Genomic DNA, 19699 nt, shown 5'->3' with positions numbered 1-19699 from the left:
GCCCTCGACCATGTACCACCCCACAGTCGCCCGGCTCACCTACCGCGGCCTCCTCGGCCGCCGGCGCGCCGCCATCCTCTTCGTCCTCCCCGTCATCCTCATCGCCATCTCGTCCGCCGTCCGCGTCTTCAACGGCGCCGACGACCAGATCGCGGCCGACCTCCTCGGCGGGTTCGCGCTCGCCACGATGGTGCCGCTGATCGGCGTCATCGCGGGCACGGGCGCGATCGGCCCGGAGATCGACGACGGCTCGATCGTCTACCTCCTGTCCAAGCCGGTGAAGCGCCCCACGATCATCTTCACCAAGCTGATCGTCGCCATCGCCGTGACCATGGTCTTCTCGGCGGTCCCGACCTTCGTCGCCGGTCTGATCCTCAACGGCAACGGCCAGCAGGTCGCGGTCGCGTACACCGTCGCCGCGCTCGTCGCGTCGATCGCCTACAGCGCCCTCTTCCTCCTCCTCGGCACGGTCAGCCGGCACGCCGTCGTCTTCGGCCTCGTCTACGCGCTGGTCTGGGAGAGCCTGTTCGGCAGCATCATCTCCGGGGCGCGGACGCTGAGCGTCCAGCAGTGGGCCCTCGCGGTCGCCGACGAGGTCACCCGCGGCGAGGGGCTCGTCTCCTCCGACGTGACGCTGCCGGTCGCGGCGGTGCTGCTGGTCGTGGTGACCGTCGCCGCCACCTGGTTCGCCGGGCGGAAGCTGCGGGCCCTGACCCTGGCGGGTGAGGAGTAGGGGAGCCCGGGAGGTTTTCCACAGGGAGACCGCCGTCGCGGCGGCCGGGGCCGAGCGGGATTACTGTGGGCCCCGGGCGCGACCCACACGGCCCGTACGACCCGCACTCACATTCTGGGGAGCAAGCCATGACAGACCGCTTCGACGTCGTCGTGCTCGGAGCAGGCCCCGGCGGTTACGTCGCCGCGATCCGCGCGGCCCAGCTGGGCAAGCGTGTCGCGGTGGTGGAGGAGAAGTACTGGGGCGGCGTCTGCCTGAACGTCGGCTGCATCCCGACCAAGGCGCTGCTGCGCAACGCCGAGCTGGCGCACATCTTCACCCACGAGGCGAAGACGTTCGGCATCAAGGTCGACGGCCAGGTCTCCTTCGACTACGGCGAGGCGTTCCGGCGCAGCCGCCGGGTCGCGGACGGCCGGGTCAAGGGCGTCCACTTCCTGATGAAGAAGAACAAGATCACCGAGTTCACGGGCCGGGGCACGTTCCTCGACGCGAACACGCTCCAGGTGGCCCAGGCGGACGGCTCGACCACCACGGTCTCGTTCGACCACTGCATCATCGCGACCGGCGCCACGCCGCGCCTGCTGCCCGGGACGCGCCGCAGCGACCGCGTGGTCACGTACGAGGAGCTGATCCTCACCGAGGACCTGCCGCGCTCCGTCGTCATCGCGGGCGCCGGCGCGATCGGCATCGAGTTCGCGTACGTGCTGCACAACTACGGCGTGAAGGTCACGATCGTCGAGTTCCTCGACCGGGTCGCGCCGCTGGAGGACAAGGACGTCTCGGCGGAGCTCGCCAAGCAGTACCGCAAGCTGGGCATCGACGTCCTGACCTCCACGCGCGTGGAGACGATCGACGAGTCGGGCCCGCAGGTCCGCGTCACGGTCACCGGCAAGGACGGCGCGCAGCAGGTGCTGGAGGCCGACAAGGTCCTCCAGGCGATCGGCTTCGCGCCGAACGTCACGGGCTACGGCCTGGAGGCGGCGGGCGTACGGCTCACCGAGCGCGGCGCCATCGACGTGGACGGCCGCTGCCGCACGTCGGTGCCGCACATCTACGCCATCGGCGACGTGACCGCGAAGCTGATGCTGGCGCACGCGGCCGAGTCCATGGGCGTCGTGGCCGCCGAGACGATCGCGGGCGCCGAGACGATGGAGCTCGACTACCCGATGATCCCGCGCGCGACGTACTGCCAGCCGCAGATCGCCAGCTTCGGCTGGACGGAGGAGCAGGCGCGGGAGAAGGGCTTCGACGTCAAGGTCGCCAAGTTCCCGTTCACGGCCAACGGCAAGGCGCACGGCCTCGGCGACTCGACGGGCTTCGTGAAGCTGATCAGCGACGCGAAGTACGGCGAGATCATCGGCGCCCACCTGATCGGCCCCGACGTCACGGAGCTGCTGCCCGAGCTGACACTGGCCCAGCAGTGGGACCTCACGGTCCACGAGGTGGCGCGCAACGTGCACGCCCACCCGACGCTGGGCGAGGCGGTGAAGGAGGCCGTGCACGGCCTCGCCGGACACATGATCAACTTCTGATCGGCCCGCCGCTCCGGACCCCGGGCGGAGTCGGTCGCCGCGCGTCGGCGCGGAGCCGCCCCGCCCGGGGTCCGCTCGGTCTCAGCGGGAGAGCATCCGCTCCAGGGTCACGGCGATGCCGTCCGCGTCGTTGGCCGCCGTGACCTCGTCGGCCACGGCCTTCAGGTCGTCGTGGGCGTTGGCCATGGCGACGCCGTGCCGGGCCCAGGCGAACATGGGGATGTCGTTGGGCATGTCGCCGAACGCGATCGTGTCCGCCGCCTTCACGCCCAGCCGGCGGGCCGCGAGGGAGAGGCCGGTCGCCTTGGTGAGGCCCAGCGGCAGGATCTCCACTATGCCCGCGCCCGCCATGACGACGTCCACGAGGCCGCCGACCACCTGGCGCGCGGCGGTCGCCAGAGCGTCGTCGTCGAGGTCCGGGTGCTGGATGTACACCTTGTTCAGCGGCGCCGACCACAGGTCCGCCGGGTCCTCCAGCGGCAGGTACGGCAGCGGGCCGTCCTGGAGCCGGTAGCCGGCGCCGACCAGCACCTCGCCGTCCAGGCCGTCACGGCTCGCGGCCAGCGCCAGCGGACCCACCTCGGCCTCCAGCTTCGACAGGGCGAGCCCCGCCAGTTGCCGGTCCAGCGTCACCGACGTCAGCAGCCGGTGCTCGCCCGCGTGGTAGACCTGCGCGCCCTGGCCGCACACCGCGAGGCCCTCGTAGCCGAGGTCGTCGAGGATGTGGCGGGTCCAGGGCACGGACCGGCCGGTGACCACGATGTGGGCGGCGCCCGCCGCCGTGGCGGCGGCGAGCGCGTCGCGCGTGCGCTGCGACACGGTGTCGTCGGGGCGCAGCAGCGTCCCGTCGAGGTCCGTCGCGACGAGCCGGTAGGGGAAGGGGCTCACTTGGTCACGGGCTCCAGCAGTTCCCGCCCGCCGAGGTACGGCCGCAGGACCTCGGGGACGCGGACCGAGCCGTCGGCCAGCTGGTGGTTCTCCAGGATCGCCACGATCGTGCGCGGCACGGCGCAGAGCGTGCCGTTCAGCGTCGCGAGCGGCTGGACCTTCTTGCCGTCGCGCATGCGCACGGACAGGCGGCGGGCCTGGAAGCTGTCGCAGTTCGACGCGGAGGTCAGCTCGCGGTACTTGCCCTGGGTCGGGATCCACGCCTCGCAGTCGTACTTGCGCGACGCGGACGCGCCCAGGTCACCGCTGGCCACGTCGATCACCTGGAACGGCAGTTCCAGCGCGGTCAGCCACTGCTTCTCCCACTCCAGCAGCCGCTGGTGCTCGGCCTCGGCGTCCTCCGGCGCGACGTACGAGAACATCTCGACCTTGTCGAACTGGTGGACGCGGAAGATGCCGCGGGTGTCCTTGCCGTACGTGCCGGCCTCGCGGCGGAAGCAGGGGGAGAAGCCCGCGTACCGCAGCGGCAGCTTGTCGGCGTCGACGATCTCGTCCATGTGGTACGCGGCGAGCGGCACCTCGGACGTGCCGACCAGGTAGAAGTCGTCCTTCTCCAGGTGGTACACGTTCTCCGCGGCCTGGCCGAGGAAGCCGGTGCCCTCCATGGCGCGCGGGCGGACCAGCGCCGGCGTGAGCATCGGGACGAACCCGGCCTCCGTGGCCTGCGCGATCGCCGCGTTGACCAGAGCGAGCTCCAGCAGCGCGCCGACGCCCGTCAGGTAGTAGAAGCGCGAACCGGACACCTTCGCGCCGCGCTCGACGTCGATGGCGCCCAGCGCCTCGCCGAGCTCCAGGTGGTCCTTCGGTTCGAAGCCCTCGGCGGCGAAGTCGCGGATCGTGCCGTGCGTCTCCAGGACGACGAAGTCCTCCTCGCCGCCGACCGGGACGTCCGGGTGGACCAGGTTGCCGAGCTGGAGCAGCAGGCGCCGGGTCTCCTCGTCGGCCTCGTGCTGCTCGGCGTCGGCGGCCTTGACGTCGGTCTTCAGCTGTTCGGCCCGCTTGAGCAGCTCGGCCTTCTCCTCGGGAGACGCCTTGGGGATCAGCTTGCCGAGCGACTTCTGTTCGGAGCGGAGCTCGTCGAAGCGGACGCCGGACGACCTGCGCCGCTCATCGGCGGAGAGCAGGGCGTCGACGAGCTCGACGTCCTCTCCACGGGCGCGCTGGGAGGCGCGAACACGGTCGGGGTCCTCACGGAGCAGGCGAAGGTCAATCACCCCTCCAGGCTACCGGTGCGCACCGGACGCACCCCACCACGTATCGCCTCTCCCCGAGGATGTCGCTTTGTCCTGAATGTCAGTCTTGTTAATGATGGAGAGGAAAAATCCATGATTCTTGGGAAAAGAACGTTCCACGCGCGTCACTTGTCCACAGAGGTGCTCGGGTGGGGAAATGTTATCCACAGGGTGTGTGGAAGGGGTGTGGACTTCGGAATGGAGCGCTCCGGAAAGGTGCGGCAGGAGCTGGTTTCCTCGCCCAAACCGGTTCCCGACACTCATTCGGGTGGGAATTCTTCCCTCTAAAGGGTCGATCCCAGGAATTGGGGTGACGCGGGCGGATAAAGCAGACTGTGGATGCTCACACGGCTGCTCCACCGATTTATCGGTCTTGTCCCGTTTCGATGGGAGTTGGGGTGTCCCGGGATGTCGACTTGTCCCCAGGCAGGCCCCTCGCTCTGTGGATAACTCGGGGCCCTGTGGGGCCTCAGTCCCCCCGACCGTCCTGGCAGCGCGCCAGCCAGTCCGCCGCCGCGGTGAAGTCGTCGTCCGACGTGCCGGGCCGCACCGCCCGCACCGCGTCGACCGTGACACCCGCCCGCGGGTACGAACCCAGGAAACGCACATTCGGGCAGATCCGCTTCAGCCCCATCAACGCCTCGCCCACCCGCCGGTCCGCGATGTGCCCCTCGGCGTCCACCGCGAAGCAGTAGTTCCCGATTCCCGCGCCCGTGGGACGCGACTGGATCAGCATCAGGTTGACGCCCCGCACCGCGAACTCCTGGAGGAGTTCCAGCAGGGCGCCCGGATGGTCGTCCCGCAGCCAGATCACCATCGACGTCTTGTCCGCGCCCGTCGGCGCCGCCGGCCGCGCCGGCCGGCCCACCAGCACGAACCGCGTCTCGGCGTTCTCCGCGTCGTGGACCTCCGTGACCAGCGCCTCCAGCCCGTACGTCGCCGCCGCGAACTCCCCCGCGAACGCCGCGTCGTACCGGCCCTCCTGCACCAGCCGCGCCCCGTCCGCGTTCGACGCGGCCGACTCCCACACCGCCTCCGGCAGGTGGGCGCGCAGCCAGTTGCGCACCTGCGGCTGCGCCACCGGGTGCCCGGTCACCGTCTTGATGTCGGACAGCTTCGTGCCCGGCCGCACCAGCAGGGCGAACGCGATGGGCAGCAGCACCTCGCGGTAGATCATCAACGGCCGGCCCGACGCCAGCTCGTCGAGGGTCGCGGTGACCCCGCCCTCCACCGAGTTCTCGATCGGCACGAGCGCGGCGGCCGCCTCCCCGTTCCGCACGGCGTCCAGGGCGGCCGGCACCGACACCATCGGCACCAGCTCGCGCGTCGCGGCTTCCGGGAGCGTGCGCAGGGCCGCCTCGGTGAAGGTCCCCTCGGGGCCGAGATAGGTGAATCGCGTGGCCGACATACCGGTCACCCTAATGCGCCCGGTCCGGGCGCCGCTCACGCCTCCGACCGCGGCCCCCCACGACGGCCCGGACAACCGTGCGGTCCGGTACGCCCGTGCGGCACGGTACGTCCGTGGTCCCGGACAACCGTGCGGTCCGGTACGCCCGTGCGGTCCGGGCGCCCACGGCCGTGGACGCCCGCGCCGCTCACGCCTCCAGCAGCCGCTGCCCCACGTACTCGCCGTCCCCCGGGCCACCCGGCACGGCGAAGAGGCCGCTCGCCTCGTGGCGGATGAACGGGGACAGCGCGTCACCCCGGTCCAGCTTCCGCTGCACCGGCACGAACCCCTTGCGCGGGTCCGCCTGCCAGCAGACGAACAGCAGCCCCGCGTCCGGCGTCCCGTCCGGGCCGATCCCGTCGTGGTACGAGAACGGGCGGCGCAGCATCGTCGCCCCGCCGTTCTGCTCGGGCGCCGAGATCCGCGCGTGCGCGTCGGCCGGGATCACCGGCTTGCCGTCCGGCCCCAGCTTGTCCAGGTCCGGCTCCGTCGTCTCGGTACCGCCCGTGAGCGGGGCGCCGTCGGACTTCCGCCGGCCTATGACCGCCTCCTGGTCCTTCAGCGACAGCTTCTCCCAGTCGTCGAGCAGCATCCGGATCCGCCGCACCACCGCGTAGGACCCGCCGGTCATCCACGGCTGGGCGCCGCCCGGCGCGACGAAGACGTGCCCGTCGAAGCCGGAGTCGCCCGGCTTCGGGTTGCCCGTGCCGTCGATCTGCCCCATCAGGTTGCGGGTCGTCATGGGGTGCGCGGTCGCGCCGGGCGAGCGGTTGAAGCCGTTCATCTGCCAGCGCACCTTCGCCGCCGCGCCCGCCTCCCGCTGGACGGTGCGCAGCGCGTGGAACGCGACCAGCGCGTCGTCGGCGCCGATCTGCACCCACAGGTCGCCGCCGGACCGCTTCGGGTCGAGCTGGTCGGACGAGAACACCGGCAGCGGCTCCAACTGCCGCGGGCGCCGCGCCACCAGCCCCGTACGGTCGAAGAAGGACGCGCCGAACCCGAACGTGACCGTCAGGGAGCACGGCCCCGCGTCCCGCGCGACCCCGCCGTCCGCGCCGCCCACCGGCTCGCCCGCCATCAGCAGTTCGGCCGCCGCCGACCAGCGGCGCATCAGGGCGACGGCCTCCTTGCGGCCCGCGCCCGGCGCCAGGTCGAACGCCACCAGGTGGCCGCGCGCCTGCGGGGGCTGCACGATCCCCGCCTGGTGGGTGCCGCGGAACGGCACCCGCGCCGAGCCCACCGTCGTCAGCGCCGGCCCTTCGCCCCCGCTGTCGCCGAGGACCGCGTACCCGGCGGCACCGCCGGCCGCGCCGAGCGCGAGCCCCGTCGCACCGGCGGCGCCCACGGTGCCGAGGAGCCGACGCCTCGAAATCTCCAGGTTGTCGCTCATAGTCAGGTCAACCGATCTTCACGTTCTCGTCGATGGTGGTCTGGTCGATGTCGGACGTCCGCACCGTCACCCGGACGCGCCAGTCCCCCGGCATCGGGAGCCGCGCCGAGCGGGCGGTCCACCGGCCCGCGGCCTCCCGGTCGAGCACGACCGGCAGCGGCCCGATCTCCTGCGCGTCGAGCGTGAACGCCACCTTCAGCTCGGCCACGTCGCGCGGTCGCCCGTCCGCCCCGTCGACGGCGACCCGGAGCGTGTTGCCCCCGGACCGGCCGGGATCGAGGGTGAGCCGGACGGTGCCGGTGCCGTTCGGGCCGCCCGTGTCGAACGGCAGGTCGATGTCGACGGGCCGGTCCGGTACGGCGGTCGCGGTGGCGGCCTGCGCCCGGTCGGCCCGTTCCTGCGTGCGGCCCGGTTCGGTCGTGGTGAGGACGGTGGTCACGCCGAGGAGCACCACGACGACGGCCGTCTCGGCGAGCACGGAGCGGCGCAGCCCGGCCCGCGCGGGGTCGGCGTCCCGCGCCCGCCGCTCGCGGGCGACCGCGACGGCGGCCCGCTGCCGCGCGAGCTGGGCGGCCCGTACCGGATCGGCGGTGTCGGGGACCGCGTCCGCGTCCTCGCGGCCCGCGCCGCCGTCCGCCACGCCCTGCGCGCGCGGGGGGTCCTCCGTGCGCGCCGGGTCGCGGACCGTCTCCGAGAGCCGCCGCGTCCAGCGCCGGGAGACCCAGCCGACGCCCAGCAGGACGGCGATGAGCCCCACCTTCACCAGCAGCAGCCGCCCGTACGCGGTGCCGGTCAGCGCCGTCCACGTACCGACCTGCCGCCACGACTGGTACAGCCCGGTCGCCGCCAGCACCGCCACGGAACCGAACGCCAGCCGCGAGTACCGCTGGACGGCGGCGCGTTCGATGGACGGCTCCCGGTACAGCGCGACGACGAGCGTCGCGAGACCGCCCAGCCATCCCGCGACGGCGAGCAGGTGCAGCACGTCCAGCGGCACGGCGAGCGCGGGCTGCACCCCGGTCGACGCGTGCTCGGACAGCGCCCACGTCCCGGCGGTCCCGGCCGCGACGACCGTCCCGCCGAACGCCAGCCCGTACACCAGGTCCCGCCGGTCGCCCGGCCCCTCGCGCCGCGCGTACGGGCCGAAGAGCACCGCGACGAAGAGCGCCGCCGCCCCGGCGAGCAGCAGCCGGGAGGTGAGCGCGGCACCGGTCTTCGTGTCGAGCACCCCCTGGAGCACACCGAGGTCGAAGGCGTCGCCCAGCTCCCCCGACCCGGTGTACGGACCGCGCAGCATCAGCAGCGCCAGCGTCGCCGCGGTGAACGACACCCAGCCGTACGCGACGAGCCGCCGCACCGGCCGTACGGACGCGCCGCGCGGCCAGCAGGTCAGGACGAACGCGCAGCCGCCCACCAGCACGACGAAGCCCGCGTACGACACGTACCGCCCGATGTCGTACAGCCCGCCGACGAGCCCGCCGCCCGGCTCCTGCCGGGGCAGGACGACCTTCGTCGCGGACGGCTTCCCGATGGAGAAGCCGAACGCCCCGGAGATCGGGTGGCTGTCCGCCGAGACGGCCTGCCACGCCACGGTGTACGTGCCCTCGGGCAGCCCGTCGCGCAGGTCGACGCCGTACTTGACGACCGAGCCGCTGCACAGGTCGCGCAGCTCCCCGGTGTCGGCGCGCCCACCGCTCGGATCGAGCACGCGGATGCTGTCGTCGCCGAGGGCGACCTGCTCGGAGAAGGTGAGCGTGACGCGCTGCGGCGCGGTGGCGACCACCGCCCCGTCCGCCGGGTCGCTGCCGGTCAGCGTGGAGTGCGCCGACGCCGCGCCGGACAGCGCGGTGCCGAGCAGCGCCGCGGTGAACAGCAGCAGCGCCAGCAGCCGGAGCGCCGACGTCCGTCGGACCGGCACGCGGGGGGCCGGCGTCCGTCGGACCGGCGGCCGGAGCGCCGGGTGCGCGGCGGCTCCGGGACGGGGGGCGTTGGCCGTCATGGTGGGTCCTCGTCGCTCAGTGCCGCGCGCCGTCGTGCTGCGCGTGCTCGCCGGACCGCTGCGGGTTGTGGGTCCTGGCCTCGACCGGGACCTCGACCTCGATCGGGCCGGACTCCTTGAAGTGCAGTTCGACCTTGACCTTGTCGCCCCGCTTCGGGGTGCGCTTCAGCTCCATGAACATCAGGTGGCTGCCGCCGCGCTCCAGCCTCAGTTGGCCGTGCGCGGGCAGGTCGAAGGACTCGACCTGCCGCATCTTCTGGTCCTTCGTCTCGTGCATCTGCACGTCGTCGGAGAGGTCGCTGGTGACGGACGTGAGCGTGTCGGCGGAGTCGCCGGTGTTGGTGACGGTGAGGAAACCGCCTGCCATGTCGGCGTTCACCGGCTCCGGGATGAAGGCCCCGCTGACCTCCAGCCGCGGCTTGCCGTCCGCCGGGCCGGCGGACGAGCAGCCGCCCAGCGTCAGGCCCGCGACGAGCGCGAGCGCGGCGGAGAGGGCGGTGGTGGTGCTGCGGGTCACGGGTTCTCCCCACGGATGATCTTCGGCAGGTCCTTGGCGTAGTCCTCGACGGTGGTGTTCTCGCCGTAGACGACGTAGCCGCGGTCGTTCTTCGGCGAGAACGCCATCACCTGGGCGCCGTGCATGGAGACGATCTTCCCGTCCTCGTCCTTGGACGGCGGGTCGATGCCGATGCCGAGCTGGCGGGCGCCGGCCTGGATCTTCGAGAACTCGCCGCTGAGGCCGACGAAGCCGGGGTCGCCCGCGGAGGGCAGCCACTTGGCGAGTTCGGCGGGGGTGTCGCGCTCGGGGTCGGTGGTGACGAAGACGACCTCCAGCCTGTCGCGGTCGGCCTTGGGCAACTGGTCCATCGCGTCGGCGATGTTGCTCATGGTCAGCGGGCACACGTCGGGGCAGTGCGTGTAGCCGAAGTAGACGAGGGTCGGCTTGCCCTTGGTGCGCTCGCGCAGGTCGTACGGCTTGCCGGTGGTGTCGGTGAGGACGAGGTTCGGCTTCTCGAACGGCCGGTCCAGGATCGTGCCGGGCTTCCCGGCGTCGGGCGCCACCGACACGTCGGCGACGGGGCTGTCGCCCGTGCCCGTGCCGGTGCTGCACGCGGACAGGGCGAGGGCGGACGCGGTGGCGAGGGCGGCTGCGATCAGCCGGGTGCGCCGGACCGCCCGGCGGGGCCGCGCGGCGCTGAGGACGTTACGCATCACGTGTTCTCTCAGATCGTTGGGGCGGAGGGTGGGTGCGTCGGGGGTCAGGCGGAGCGTCGGCGGCCGGCCAGGGCGCCGTAGGCGATTCCCGCGGCTCCGACCAGGATGCCGACGACGCCGAGGACCCGTGCGGTGGTGTCGCTCACATCGGCGGATGCCGTCCCGGTCTTCACCGCGTCCTCGTCGGCGGTCTGCCGCCCGCCCGCGGCTGCGGTCCCGCTCCCGTCCTCGGCGGCCGTGAGCTTCAGCACGGGCGCGGGGGAGTCGGGCTCGGCGGCGCCCTCCTTCGCCTCCTCGATCCAGCGCACGACCTCCTTGTTGTCGTACGTCTGGAGGGCCTTGAAGACGAACTGGTCGGCGTCCTCGGGCAGGCGGCCGAGCGACACCGGGAACTGCTGGAACTGGCCGGGCTCGATCTTCGAGCCGCTCGCCGTCCAGGTGATCCTGGAGGGGGCCTCGGTGATCTTCTTGCCGTGCAGGTCCAGCGGGGTGGCGAGCTTCGCCTTCTCGACCTTGACGGTCCAACCGGGCACGGGCTGCGGCATCACGGACGCCAGCGGCTGGTCCTGGGGCAGCGTGATCTCCAGCTTCACGGTGGAGGCGCCGTCCCGTTCGTTGGGCACCTTGAAGTTGACCGTGGCGTAGCCGCCCTTGGTGGCCTGGCCCTGCGGCTGGACGGTCACGTGGGCGTGGGCGGCCGAGGAGAGCAGCAGGACGGACGAGACGGCGACGCCGCCGACGAGGGCGAGGCGCGAGGACGGACGGGTGACGTTCATGACACTCCACAGGGGGAAGAAGGGCGTGAGGACGCCGACGCGCGGGCGTGCGCGCGTACGGGCGCGGCGGCACCGTTCCGGCCGCGGACGCGCTCCTCGGGTGCGGCGTCGAGGCCCGGTACGGGGTACGCCGAAGGCCATGTGCGTCGGGAACGCCGAGCACGTCGGGGTACGGCCGCGTACGCGGGCGCGTCGCGTCGTCGAGGGCGCGGTGCGCCGGTGGGGACCGCGTCGGACGGTGAGAGGGGCGGGCCCGGCCGGGTGGCGTCAGGCCGCGAGGACGACGGCGGTCGGCGGGCCGCGCCTGATCACCGTGTGCTGGAGCGCCCCGGCCGCCGGAACCGGCGGGCCGTCCTCCCCGGCGCGCGCCGCCCGCGGCCCCGCCGCGAGCAGCGACCGCACTCCGGCGAGCAGGACGCGTACGAGGGCGAGAGCCGCGCGCAACGCCCGTACGAGCGCCTCCTCGGCGGCCTCGGCGGCACCCCGCGCCGTGAGCCCGGCCAACCGGGACAACCGCAGCAGCGCGAGGTCGCCGCGGCGCAGCAACCAACCGGCGGGGAGCGCTGCCAGCAGGTGCGCCAGGACCATCGACAGGTTCGGCAGGACCAACTGGTCGACGGGGCCGGTGGCGACCGGGGCCGGTCCGGCGGCGGCCGCGGCGGTCGCCGGGTCGAGGCCCGCCGTCGTCACGATCCGGTGCGCCTCGCCGGGGGTGATCTGCTTCGTGGTCGCTCCGCCGCACATCAGCCGGGCGGCGGCCCGGATCAGCGCGTCGCTCGCGGGGCCACCGGTGCCCGCGGGGGCGGCGTGCTCCTGCCCGACCCCGAAGACCGTGTGGAGGGCCAACTGTCCGCCTGCCAGGGCCGTCGTGACCGCCGGCAGCGGGCGCCCGCGCCCGGTGAACGGCAGGGCGAGGACCAGGATGCCGGCGAAACCGACACTCAGCGACCACCAGGGAACGGCCTGGCCCGCGGCGAGGGAGTGCCCCAGCGCGGACAGCACGACGCAGACCGCGGTGAACACCGCGGCCCTGAGCAGCCGTGGACCAAGGGGGACAGACATGGCCGGGCCATCATCCCACCACGCCCCGGCGACCCCCACGGCAGGTCCGGTACGTCGCCTTTGGCGCCGGTATCCCGAAAGACACCACCCCCCGGGTCCCCATACACCGGTGTCCGGAGCAGGCGCATCCGCTGATCGAGGGGATCGAGTACCGACACCGTGCTTACACGTCGAATATGGGGCAATACGTAACGGTACGACGAGCCGCAGCCAGGAGGCTGAAGCATGAGCATCTGGTGGTCCCTCCATTTGCGGCGCGAGGCTGCGAGCGTCCCGCTCGCCCGACGGCTCCTCCTCGGCACCATGGAGACCGCGGGCGTCGACCCGGACACCTCCTACGACCTGTCACTGGCGCTCGGCGAAGCCTGCGCCAACGCGGTGGAGCACGCCGGGGAGGGATCCGCGGAGTTCCGGGTGACCGCGTACCTGGACGGCGAGAAGTGCCGTATCGAAGTGGCCGACTCGGGGCCGGGGTTCCCCCAGGAAACGGCGCGTGTCATCGCCCGGAACCCCCTGCCCGTCGACGCCGAGAGCGGACGTGGACTGCGACTGATCGAAGAACTCGCCGACCACGTCCACTTCGGGAACCGATCCGGGCGGGGCGGCGCCGTCATCTCCTTCGACAAGATCGTGAAGTGGCGGGCGGACGCTCCCCTCGCGCTGACGACCTGAACGAACAGCGCCGCGAGCCGTGTTTCACGTGAAACACGACCGGTTCCACGCACGACCGGTTCCACGTGAAACATCCCCCTGCCGGAGCAACTCCGGCAGGGGGATGTCCCGTGGTCCCTCGGCGGCGTCAGCCCTTCAGGCCCGCCATCCACGCCTCGACCTCGTCGGACCGGCGCGGAAGCGCCTCCGACAGGTTCCGGTTGCCGTCCTCGGTCACCAGGATGTCGTCCTCGATCCGGACGCCGATGCCCCGGTACTCCTCCGGCACGGTCAGGTCGTCCGCCTGGAAGTACAGGCCCGGCTCGACCGTCAGGCACATGCCCGGCTCCAGCGTGCCGCCGACGTACGTCTCGGTGCGCGCCGCCGCGCAGTCGTGGACGTCCATGCCGAGCATGTGGCCCGTGCCGTGCAGGGTCCAGCGGCGCTGGAGACCCAACTCCAGGACCCGCTCGACCGGGCCCTCCAGCAGGCCCCACTCGACGAGCTTCTCGGCGAGGACGCGCTGCGCGGCGTCGTGGAAGTCGCGGAACGCGGCACCCGGCTTGACCGCCGCGATGCCGGCCTCCTGCGCCTCGTACACGGCGTCGTAGACCTTCCGCTGGAGTTCGGTGAACGTGCCGGAGATCGGCAGCGTCCGGGTGACGTCGGCGGTGTAGAGCTCGTTGGTCTCGACGCCCGCGTCCAGCAGGAGCAGGTCGCCCGGGCGGACCGGGCCGTCGTTGCGAACCCAGTGGAGGGTGCAGGCGTGCGGGCCGGCGGCGCAGATGGAGCCGTAGCCGACGTCGTTGCCCTCGACCCGGGCGCGCAGGAAGAACGTGCCCTCGATGTAACGCTCGGAGGTCGCCTCGGCCTTGTCGAGGACCTTGACGACGTCCTCGAAGCCGCGCGCCGTGGAGGCGCACGCCTTCTCCAGCTCGGCGATCTCGAAGTCGTCCTTGACGAGTCGCGCCTCGGAGAGGAAGACCCGCAGCTCCTCGTCCCGCTCGGCGGTGACCTTGTCGGTGAGCGCCTTCTCGATGCCCGCGTCGTAGCCGCGCACGACGCGCACCGGGCCGGTGGCCTCGCGCAGGGCGCCGGGGAGCTCGCGCACGTCGCCGGTGGGGATGCCGTACAGGGTGGCGGCCTCGCTCAGCGAGTGGCGGCGGCCCACCCACAGCTCGCCCTGGCCGGACAGCCAGAACTCGCCGTTCTCCCGGTTGGAGCGCGGCAGCAGGTACAGCGTCGCGTCGTGGCCCTCGCCGCCGTCCTTCGGCTCCAGGACCAGGACACCGTCCTCGGTCTGGTTGCCGGTGAGGTACGCGTACTCGGTGGCGGCGCGGAAGCCGTACTCCGTGTCGTTCGCGCGCGTCTTCAGGTTGCCCGCGGGGATCACCAGGCGCTCGCCGGGGAAGCGGGCCGAGAGCGCGGCGCGGCGTGCGGCCGTGTGGGCGGCCTGGGCGATCGGCTGCAGATCCCGCAGCTCGGTGTCGGCCCAGCCCGACTTCATGTTCTCGGCGAGCTCGTCGGAGACGCCCGGGTACAGGCTGTTCTTGCGCTGCTCGATCGGCTCTTCGTCACTGTCCGGGGTCTCCGGAGTGAGCTCATCGGCCACGGGTCCGCCTCCTTCAGGTACGACATTGAACCCCTGCCCGGGTCAGGAACCCGGGGTACGTTCTCCATCGTACGGGCGTACGTCAGGGGGCCCCAGGTCAAGCACCTGCCCGTCCGCGCATGATCGGAAGGGGCCGCCCGCACGGCACGCCCCCGGCGGACCGGCCCGGGACCGCCCTAGTCGAAGCGGGCCGCGAGCATCACGGCGCCCTCGTCGCCGTCCTGCCCGCCCCAGCCGCCCAGGCCGTCCTCGGACGTGCCGAGCACGAGGCGCAGCACATGGTCCACGACCGCCCCCGGATCGTCCCGGTCGGCCTTCGGCACGCTCGCCGCCGCCGTGTGCAGTCGGGCGAAGGCGCGGTCGACGGAGCCGCCGATCCGGCGCAACAGGCCGTCCGTGTAGAGGAGCACCGTCTCCCCCGGCTGCACGTCGAAGTCCACGCTCGGCGCCTCCCAGCAGGCGAGCATGCCCAGCGGCGCCGACAGGGACGTCTCGACGTACTCGGTGCGCCGGTCCCCGACGACCAGGGGCGGCGCGTGCCCGGCGCCGGCCAGGACGATCCTTCGCCGCGCCGGCTCCGCGTACGCGAACAGCACCGTGGCGGACCGCGCGGGCTCGGTGAGCCGCAGCAGCAGTTCCAGGTCGGACAGCACGGCGACCGGGTCCTCGCCCTCCATCACGGCGTACGCGCGCAGGGAGGCGCGCAACCGTCCCACCGCGGCCAGGGAGCGCGGCCCCGCACCGGACACCGACCCCACCGCCAGGCCCAGCGCGCCCTCCGGCAGCGGCAGGGCGTCGTACCAGTCGCCACCGCCCAGCGCCCCGGTGACCTGCCGCGCGGCCAGCCGGACGCCGGGGACGCGCGGCAGCCGGGTGGGCAGCAACTCCTCGGTGAGGGCGGCGACCTCGGCGCGCCCGCGCTCCAGCTCCAGCAACCGGGCCAAGTGCTCGGAGGCGTACCGCCCGTACAGGCCGACGAGGTGGCGGCGGTGACCGTCGGGTTCGGCGGGCTCGTCGTACAGCCAGACGACGGCTCCCAGCCGGTGGTCCCCTTCGGCGGCGAGCGGTACGGCGTAGCTGGCGGCGAAGCCGAGGCGGGCGGCGACCTCGCGGTGGCGGGGGTCCAGGTGCTCGTCGCCGAGGATGTCGGGGACGGCGACGGCGCCGGGTGCGGCGGCCCGGGAACCGGCCGCGCCCCCGGCACCGTCGCCGGGCACGGCCTGGTGTTCCGTGGGGGAGGACGGCCGGGGGTCGGGGAGCGGCCCGCCCGACAGGCCGTCGAGGATGCGCCCGTAGGAGGTGGCGCTGCGGGGGACGGTCTCGATGGTGCCGAGGTCGGCGTGGGCGAGGCCGAGCCCGACGGTGGAGGTGGGGCCCTGCCCGTCGGCCGGTTCGAGGACGGCCATGCCGCGGCGGGCCCCGACGAGGGAGGCACCGGCGCGCAGCAGTTCGTGGAGCGCCTCGTCGAGGGTGCTCGTACGCGTGAGGCGTTCGGTGAGTTCGTGGAGGGTGGTCAGGCCGGAGACCCAGCCCGCCAGCCGGTCCTGGATCAGGGCACCGGGCTCGGAGCCCGCGGTGGGTACGGTCGGCAGAGGTGGCGCAGTGTGCGCGGGGACAGGAATAGCTGGATCGATTCCGGCCACTTTCGGCAGGTGAGGGGCGCTCATGGCAGCCGGCTTTCCGGCTGCTTCCCGTCGCTCAATAGCATCGCAAACCCCCACGTCAATCCGCATGTCATGCTGCGCCGCTATCAGTGCATCCACATGTACACGTACACGTGAGGGGATGTCCAGCATTGTCCAGCGGGGCGCGTGGTGTCTGTGCGATCCTGAACTTGGCCAAAAAATGGCCTCGATGGGAAGGTTTTGCGGTCGACTGAGCGCGTTCGACAAGGGGCACCGCCCGAGACGGCACCAAGCGGACTCGGGGGCTGCGTCATTCCGAGCGGGCGGGGTACGTAATCGGTGGAGGTCAGGGGAGGTTGGGGCAGGCCCGGAACCCTGCGGGAAGCCCAGGCGTCCTCTCCATCGAGGGCGCTCCCACCTCGGCGGTGCGGTTAGCGCCCTGCGCGCGCCACTCCTCGCCACGTGTTTGACGGACTCAGCCGACGCCGGCCCCCCAACGGTGTTGACCGACCGTACGGCAACCCTGCCGACGGCCCGGGTGGCGGTTCGCCGCCCCGTACGCACAGTGAAGTAACGCACACGTGTTGTGATGTGGACCTCGGCGTTCAACGGAAAGGAACGAGCGCTCATGCGCGAGATCCTCGGAATGCGGCGCAGGCTCCGGTTCGGGCGCAAGAAGGGGCCTGCCCACCTCGACGCGGCGCTTCAGTGCGCCACCGAGTGGCACTGGCCCGTACTCCCCGGCGTGGGGCTCAAGGCGACCAAGTCGACCAAGACGGCCAAGGCGGCGAAGACGAGCAGGGCGGCGAAGACGGGCCGGGCGAAGACGGGCCGGGTGGCGGGTGGCCCCGGCGAAGAGGTGCCCGCCTGCGCCTGCCCCGACCCCGACTGCGTCGTCCCCGGCGCGCACCCCTTCGACCCCGGGCTGCTCGCGGCCACCACCGACCCGCGGATGGTGCGCTGGTGGTGGACGAACCGGCCCGACGCGCCCGTGCTGCTCGCCACGGGCGTCCGCGCCCCGTGCGCGGTGAGCCTCCCGGCCGTCGCGGCGGCGCGCGCCCTGGCCGTACTGGACCGGCGCGGCCTGCGGCTCGGTCCCGTGGTGGCGACGTCGACGCGCTGGTCTCTGCTGGTGGCCCCGTACTCCCTGGAGCGGCTCGGCGAACTGCTGTACGCGAAGGACTGCGTGCCCAGCTCGCTCCGGTTCCACGGCGACGGCGGCTATCTGGTGCTGCCGCCCTCGGAGACCGGGACGGGCCGGGTGCGTTGGGAGCGCCCGCCCGAGCCGGGCGCGCTGTGGCTCCCGGACGTGGAGGTGGTCGTGGACGCGCTGGTCGAGGCGAGCGCGGCCACCCCGGACGGCGGCAGCCGCCTTCGGTACTGAGCGGTCGCGGTACTGAGCGGCCACCGTGCGGGCGAGTCACGTGCGGGTGAGCCGTGGGGCGGGCGAGTCGCGGTGCGGTCCGGCCCGCGAAGAACGCCCGGCCGCGGTACCGGACCGGCCCACCGCCCCCGCGGGATCGCCCGTACGGGTGTGAAGCCCCGCCTCTTGTGCGGGAAACGGGCGCGCGGCCCCGAAGGCGCGCGCCCTGCGGCGATAGGGTCCCCCACCGTCAGACAGCACCGGAAGGCCGTCCAGGCCAGGGGACATCCATGAACCTCCGCATGATCGGGCTCGGCGCCGTCGTGGCCGCCGCCACTCTGCTGCCGGTGGCGGCGACCGCGGGACCGGCGGGCGGCCCCGAGCCCCCGGCGCGCGTCGCCGTCGACGACGGGCGGGCCCCCGCGTCCGACCCGGCCGCCACCGGCGCCGTCCACGGAATCTCCGCCTCCGGCCGGAAATCCGCTGCGGCCGTGCTTCTGGCCGAAACCGACGGCCCGTCGTACGGCGGCGCGGGCGGTCTCGTCGCGCGCTGCGGCCCCACCCTCGTCTCCCCGGAGGGGATCGAGGCGCAGACGTGCGTCCTCGTCGACGGGGCCGGTGTGTGGGCGCGGACGTACCACCGCAACGCCGGCGGCGCGGAACTGCGCGCGGCCCTCAGCCTCATGGGCCCGGACGGCCGTACCGTGCGCACGCACTGCGCCGTACCGGCGGGCGGCGAGCCCGCCACGTGCGAAACCCCACGTGGCAGCGGTACGGGAGGAATCGGGGACCACACGGCGGTCGCCGAATTCTCGTCGGGAGAAGCGCCGGAGAGCCCGCTCCTGCTGAGGGCGGGGAGCAACCACCCGCAGCGGTAGGCGGGTTGGGCGGAGGGCCGGACGCGGTACCGGAGCATCCGATTCCGCAGAAATGGAAGAACCCGGTCGCTGGCGACGGGGGATGCACCAGCGACCGGGCTCCCAGAACGGTAACAAGAGATCGGCGGTTCGCAAATTCGATCTCTCTTATTCGGTCAGCCATTTACCAGCCGGTATGGATTCGGTAAGGATCCGGCCGCGTACGCCGGAGGGGCCCGCCGCCGGGCCCCTCGGGTCGCCGCACCGCTGCCCGCCGCGTCCTCAGCTCAGGGTGACCTGGCGGTTGGTGAGCCCGCCGCGCGCCCGCCGCTCCTCCGCCGTCAGCGGCGCCCCGGACGCCAGCGCGCCCGCGAGCCGCTCCGCGAACTCGGCGGCCGGCTTCTCGCAGACCTCCGCCGACATGGCGCTCGGCAGGTCCCACACCGGGACGACCAGGCCGTGGGCCCGGAACGACCCGACGAGGCGCGTCCCCTCGCCGAGCGACGACGTCCCGGCGGCGTGCAGCCGGGCGAGCGCGTCGAGCAGCTCCTCCTCCGGGTGGGGCATGACCCAGCGCAGGTGGTTCTTCTCCGGCGTCTCGCACCAGTACGCGGCCTCCACGCCCGGCAGCTTCACCGTCGGGATCGCGGCGGCGTTGGCCCGCTCCAGTGAGGCGGACACCTCGGGCGACGCGCCTTCCGCGGACTCCGGGACCCAGAACTCGAAGCCCGTGTGGACGACCGGCTCGAAGCCCGCCTCCGGGTCGAGGAGGTCCTGGAGGCGCGGCCCCTCCACCGGCACCCGGCGCGCGGCCACCGGCGTACCGGGCTCGGCCTCCAGCGCGCGCTGGAGCGTGTCCGCCAGGTCGCGGCTCAGGTCGCCGGAGGAGGCGTCGTTCTGCAGCGCCAGCAGCACGGAGCCGTCGTCGCGGCGCAGCGCGGGCCACGCCATCGGCAGGACGGTCGCGAGCGTGACGGACGGCACGCCCTCGGGCAGCCCGCCCCTCAGATGCAGCGGAGCGGTCGCGGCCGGCACCAGCTCGCGCAGCGCGACCCAGTCGCACTCGCCGGCCAGGCCCTCGAACGGGCGCTGGACGAGTTCGGTCACCGCGTGCGCGGCGGCCCGGCCGTGGCAGGCCTTGTAGCGGCGGCCCGAACCGCAGGGGCAGGGCTCACGGGCGCCGACGACCGGCACTTCCCCGTTCGTCACCTGCGGTGCGCCGGCGGCCTTCTTCTGGGGGCGCTTCTTGGCCATGCG

At 73.1% G+C, this 19699-nt stretch carries 17 protein-coding genes; 5 read left to right on the top strand and 12 right to left on the bottom strand.

The genetic code is table 11. From position 1 onward, the window contains the following. Positions 1-10: 10 nt before the first annotated feature. Positions 11-733 (top strand): ABC transporter permease, encoded by a 723-nt coding sequence (locus RND61_RS07130; protein WP_315876932.1) that lies wholly within the window; start codon positions 11-13, stop codon positions 731-733. 128 nt (positions 734-861) lie between these two features. Next, positions 862-2265, top strand: coding sequence for a dihydrolipoyl dehydrogenase (gene lpdA, locus RND61_RS07125; protein ID WP_315876931.1), 1404 nt, complete (start codon positions 862-864; stop codon positions 2263-2265). Positions 2266-2346: 81 nt separating this feature from the next. Here lpdA and RND61_RS07120 read toward each other — a convergent pair whose 3' ends face one another. The 9 genes from RND61_RS07120 to RND61_RS07080 form a co-directional block, all read right to left on the bottom strand. Then, positions 2347-3153: an HAD family hydrolase gene (locus RND61_RS07120; protein ID WP_315876930.1), complete on the bottom strand. Its 807-nt coding sequence runs from the start codon at positions 3151-3153 to the stop codon at positions 2347-2349. Further along, positions 3150-4427: a serine--tRNA ligase gene (gene serS, locus RND61_RS07115; protein WP_315876929.1), complete on the bottom strand. Its 1278-nt coding sequence runs from the start codon at positions 4425-4427 to the stop codon at positions 3150-3152. The genes RND61_RS07120 and serS overlap by 4 nt, the downstream gene beginning before the upstream one ends. A gap of 487 nt (positions 4428-4914) precedes the next feature. Then, a complete protein-coding gene (gene pheA / locus RND61_RS07110) occupies positions 4915-5853 on the bottom strand; it encodes a prephenate dehydratase (protein WP_315876928.1) in 939 nt (312 codons plus the stop codon). A 187-nt stretch (positions 5854-6040) separates the two neighbouring features. Then, a complete protein-coding gene (gene efeB, locus RND61_RS07105; RefSeq protein ID WP_315876927.1) occupies positions 6041-7282 on the bottom strand; it encodes an iron uptake transporter deferrochelatase/peroxidase subunit in 1242 nt (413 codons plus the stop codon). A gap of 7 nt (positions 7283-7289) precedes the next feature. Beyond that, positions 7290-9281 (bottom strand): copper resistance protein CopC, encoded by a 1992-nt coding sequence (locus RND61_RS07100; RefSeq protein ID WP_315876926.1) that lies wholly within the window; start codon positions 9279-9281, stop codon positions 7290-7292. Positions 9282-9297: 16 nt separating this feature from the next. Continuing rightward, positions 9298-9798, bottom strand: coding sequence for a copper chaperone PCu(A)C (locus RND61_RS07095; protein WP_315876925.1), 501 nt, complete (start codon positions 9796-9798; stop codon positions 9298-9300). Continuing rightward, complete coding sequence (locus RND61_RS07090; protein ID WP_315876924.1) at positions 9795-10493, bottom strand: SCO family protein; 699 nt, start codon at positions 10491-10493, stop codon at positions 9795-9797. Before RND61_RS07090 ends, RND61_RS07095 begins: the two co-directional genes overlap by 4 nt. 47 nt (positions 10494-10540) lie before the next feature. Then, complete coding sequence (locus RND61_RS07085; protein ID WP_315876923.1) at positions 10541-11272, bottom strand: YcnI family copper-binding membrane protein; 732 nt, start codon at positions 11270-11272, stop codon at positions 10541-10543. Positions 11273-11539: 267 nt separating this feature from the next. Continuing rightward, complete coding sequence (locus RND61_RS07080; protein ID WP_315876922.1) at positions 11540-12334, bottom strand: hypothetical protein; 795 nt, start codon at positions 12332-12334, stop codon at positions 11540-11542. Between the two features lie 225 nt (positions 12335-12559). Here RND61_RS07080 and RND61_RS07075 point away from each other — a divergent pair, with 225 nt between their 5' ends. Further along, the gene (locus tag RND61_RS07075; protein ID WP_315876921.1) at positions 12560-13006 is read left to right on the top strand and encodes an ATP-binding protein; all 447 of its coding nucleotides are present in this window, start codon (positions 12560-12562) and stop codon (positions 13004-13006) included. A gap of 127 nt (positions 13007-13133) precedes the next feature. On the opposite strand, the gene RND61_RS07070 is transcribed toward RND61_RS07075, so the two are convergent. Continuing rightward, on the bottom strand, positions 13134-14597 hold the full coding sequence (locus tag RND61_RS07070) for an aminopeptidase P family protein (protein WP_315876920.1): 1464 nt from the start codon (positions 14595-14597) through the stop codon (positions 13134-13136). Positions 14598-14773: 176 nt separating this feature from the next. After that, on the bottom strand, positions 14774-16393 hold the full coding sequence (locus RND61_RS07065) for a PP2C family protein-serine/threonine phosphatase (protein WP_315876919.1): 1620 nt from the start codon (positions 16391-16393) through the stop codon (positions 14774-14776). Positions 16394-16850: 457 nt separating this feature from the next. On the opposite strand from RND61_RS07065, the gene RND61_RS07060 reads away from it, so the two are divergent. Next, positions 16851-17606, top strand: a complete 756-nt coding sequence (locus RND61_RS07060; RefSeq protein ID WP_315876918.1) for a bifunctional DNA primase/polymerase — start codon at positions 16851-16853, stop codon at positions 17604-17606. Positions 17607-17875: 269 nt separating this feature from the next. After that, positions 17876-18463, top strand: a complete 588-nt coding sequence (locus RND61_RS07055; RefSeq protein ID WP_315876917.1) for a hypothetical protein — start codon at positions 17876-17878, stop codon at positions 18461-18463. Between the two features lie 261 nt (positions 18464-18724). On the opposite strand, the gene RND61_RS07050 is transcribed toward RND61_RS07055, so the two are convergent. After that, the gene (locus RND61_RS07050; protein ID WP_315876916.1) at positions 18725-19696 is read right to left on the bottom strand and encodes a DUF5926 family protein; all 972 of its coding nucleotides are present in this window, start codon (positions 19694-19696) and stop codon (positions 18725-18727) included. Between the last annotated feature and the right edge of the window lie 3 nt (positions 19697-19699).

Origin of the sequence: Streptomyces tamarix (assembly GCF_032423885.1) — a bacterium.
Lineage (GTDB): Bacteria > Actinomycetota > Actinomycetes > Streptomycetales > Streptomycetaceae > Streptomyces > Streptomyces tamarix.
Note: the sequence above shows the minus strand (reverse complement) of the source record. Positions and strands in the feature narration are given on the sequence as shown.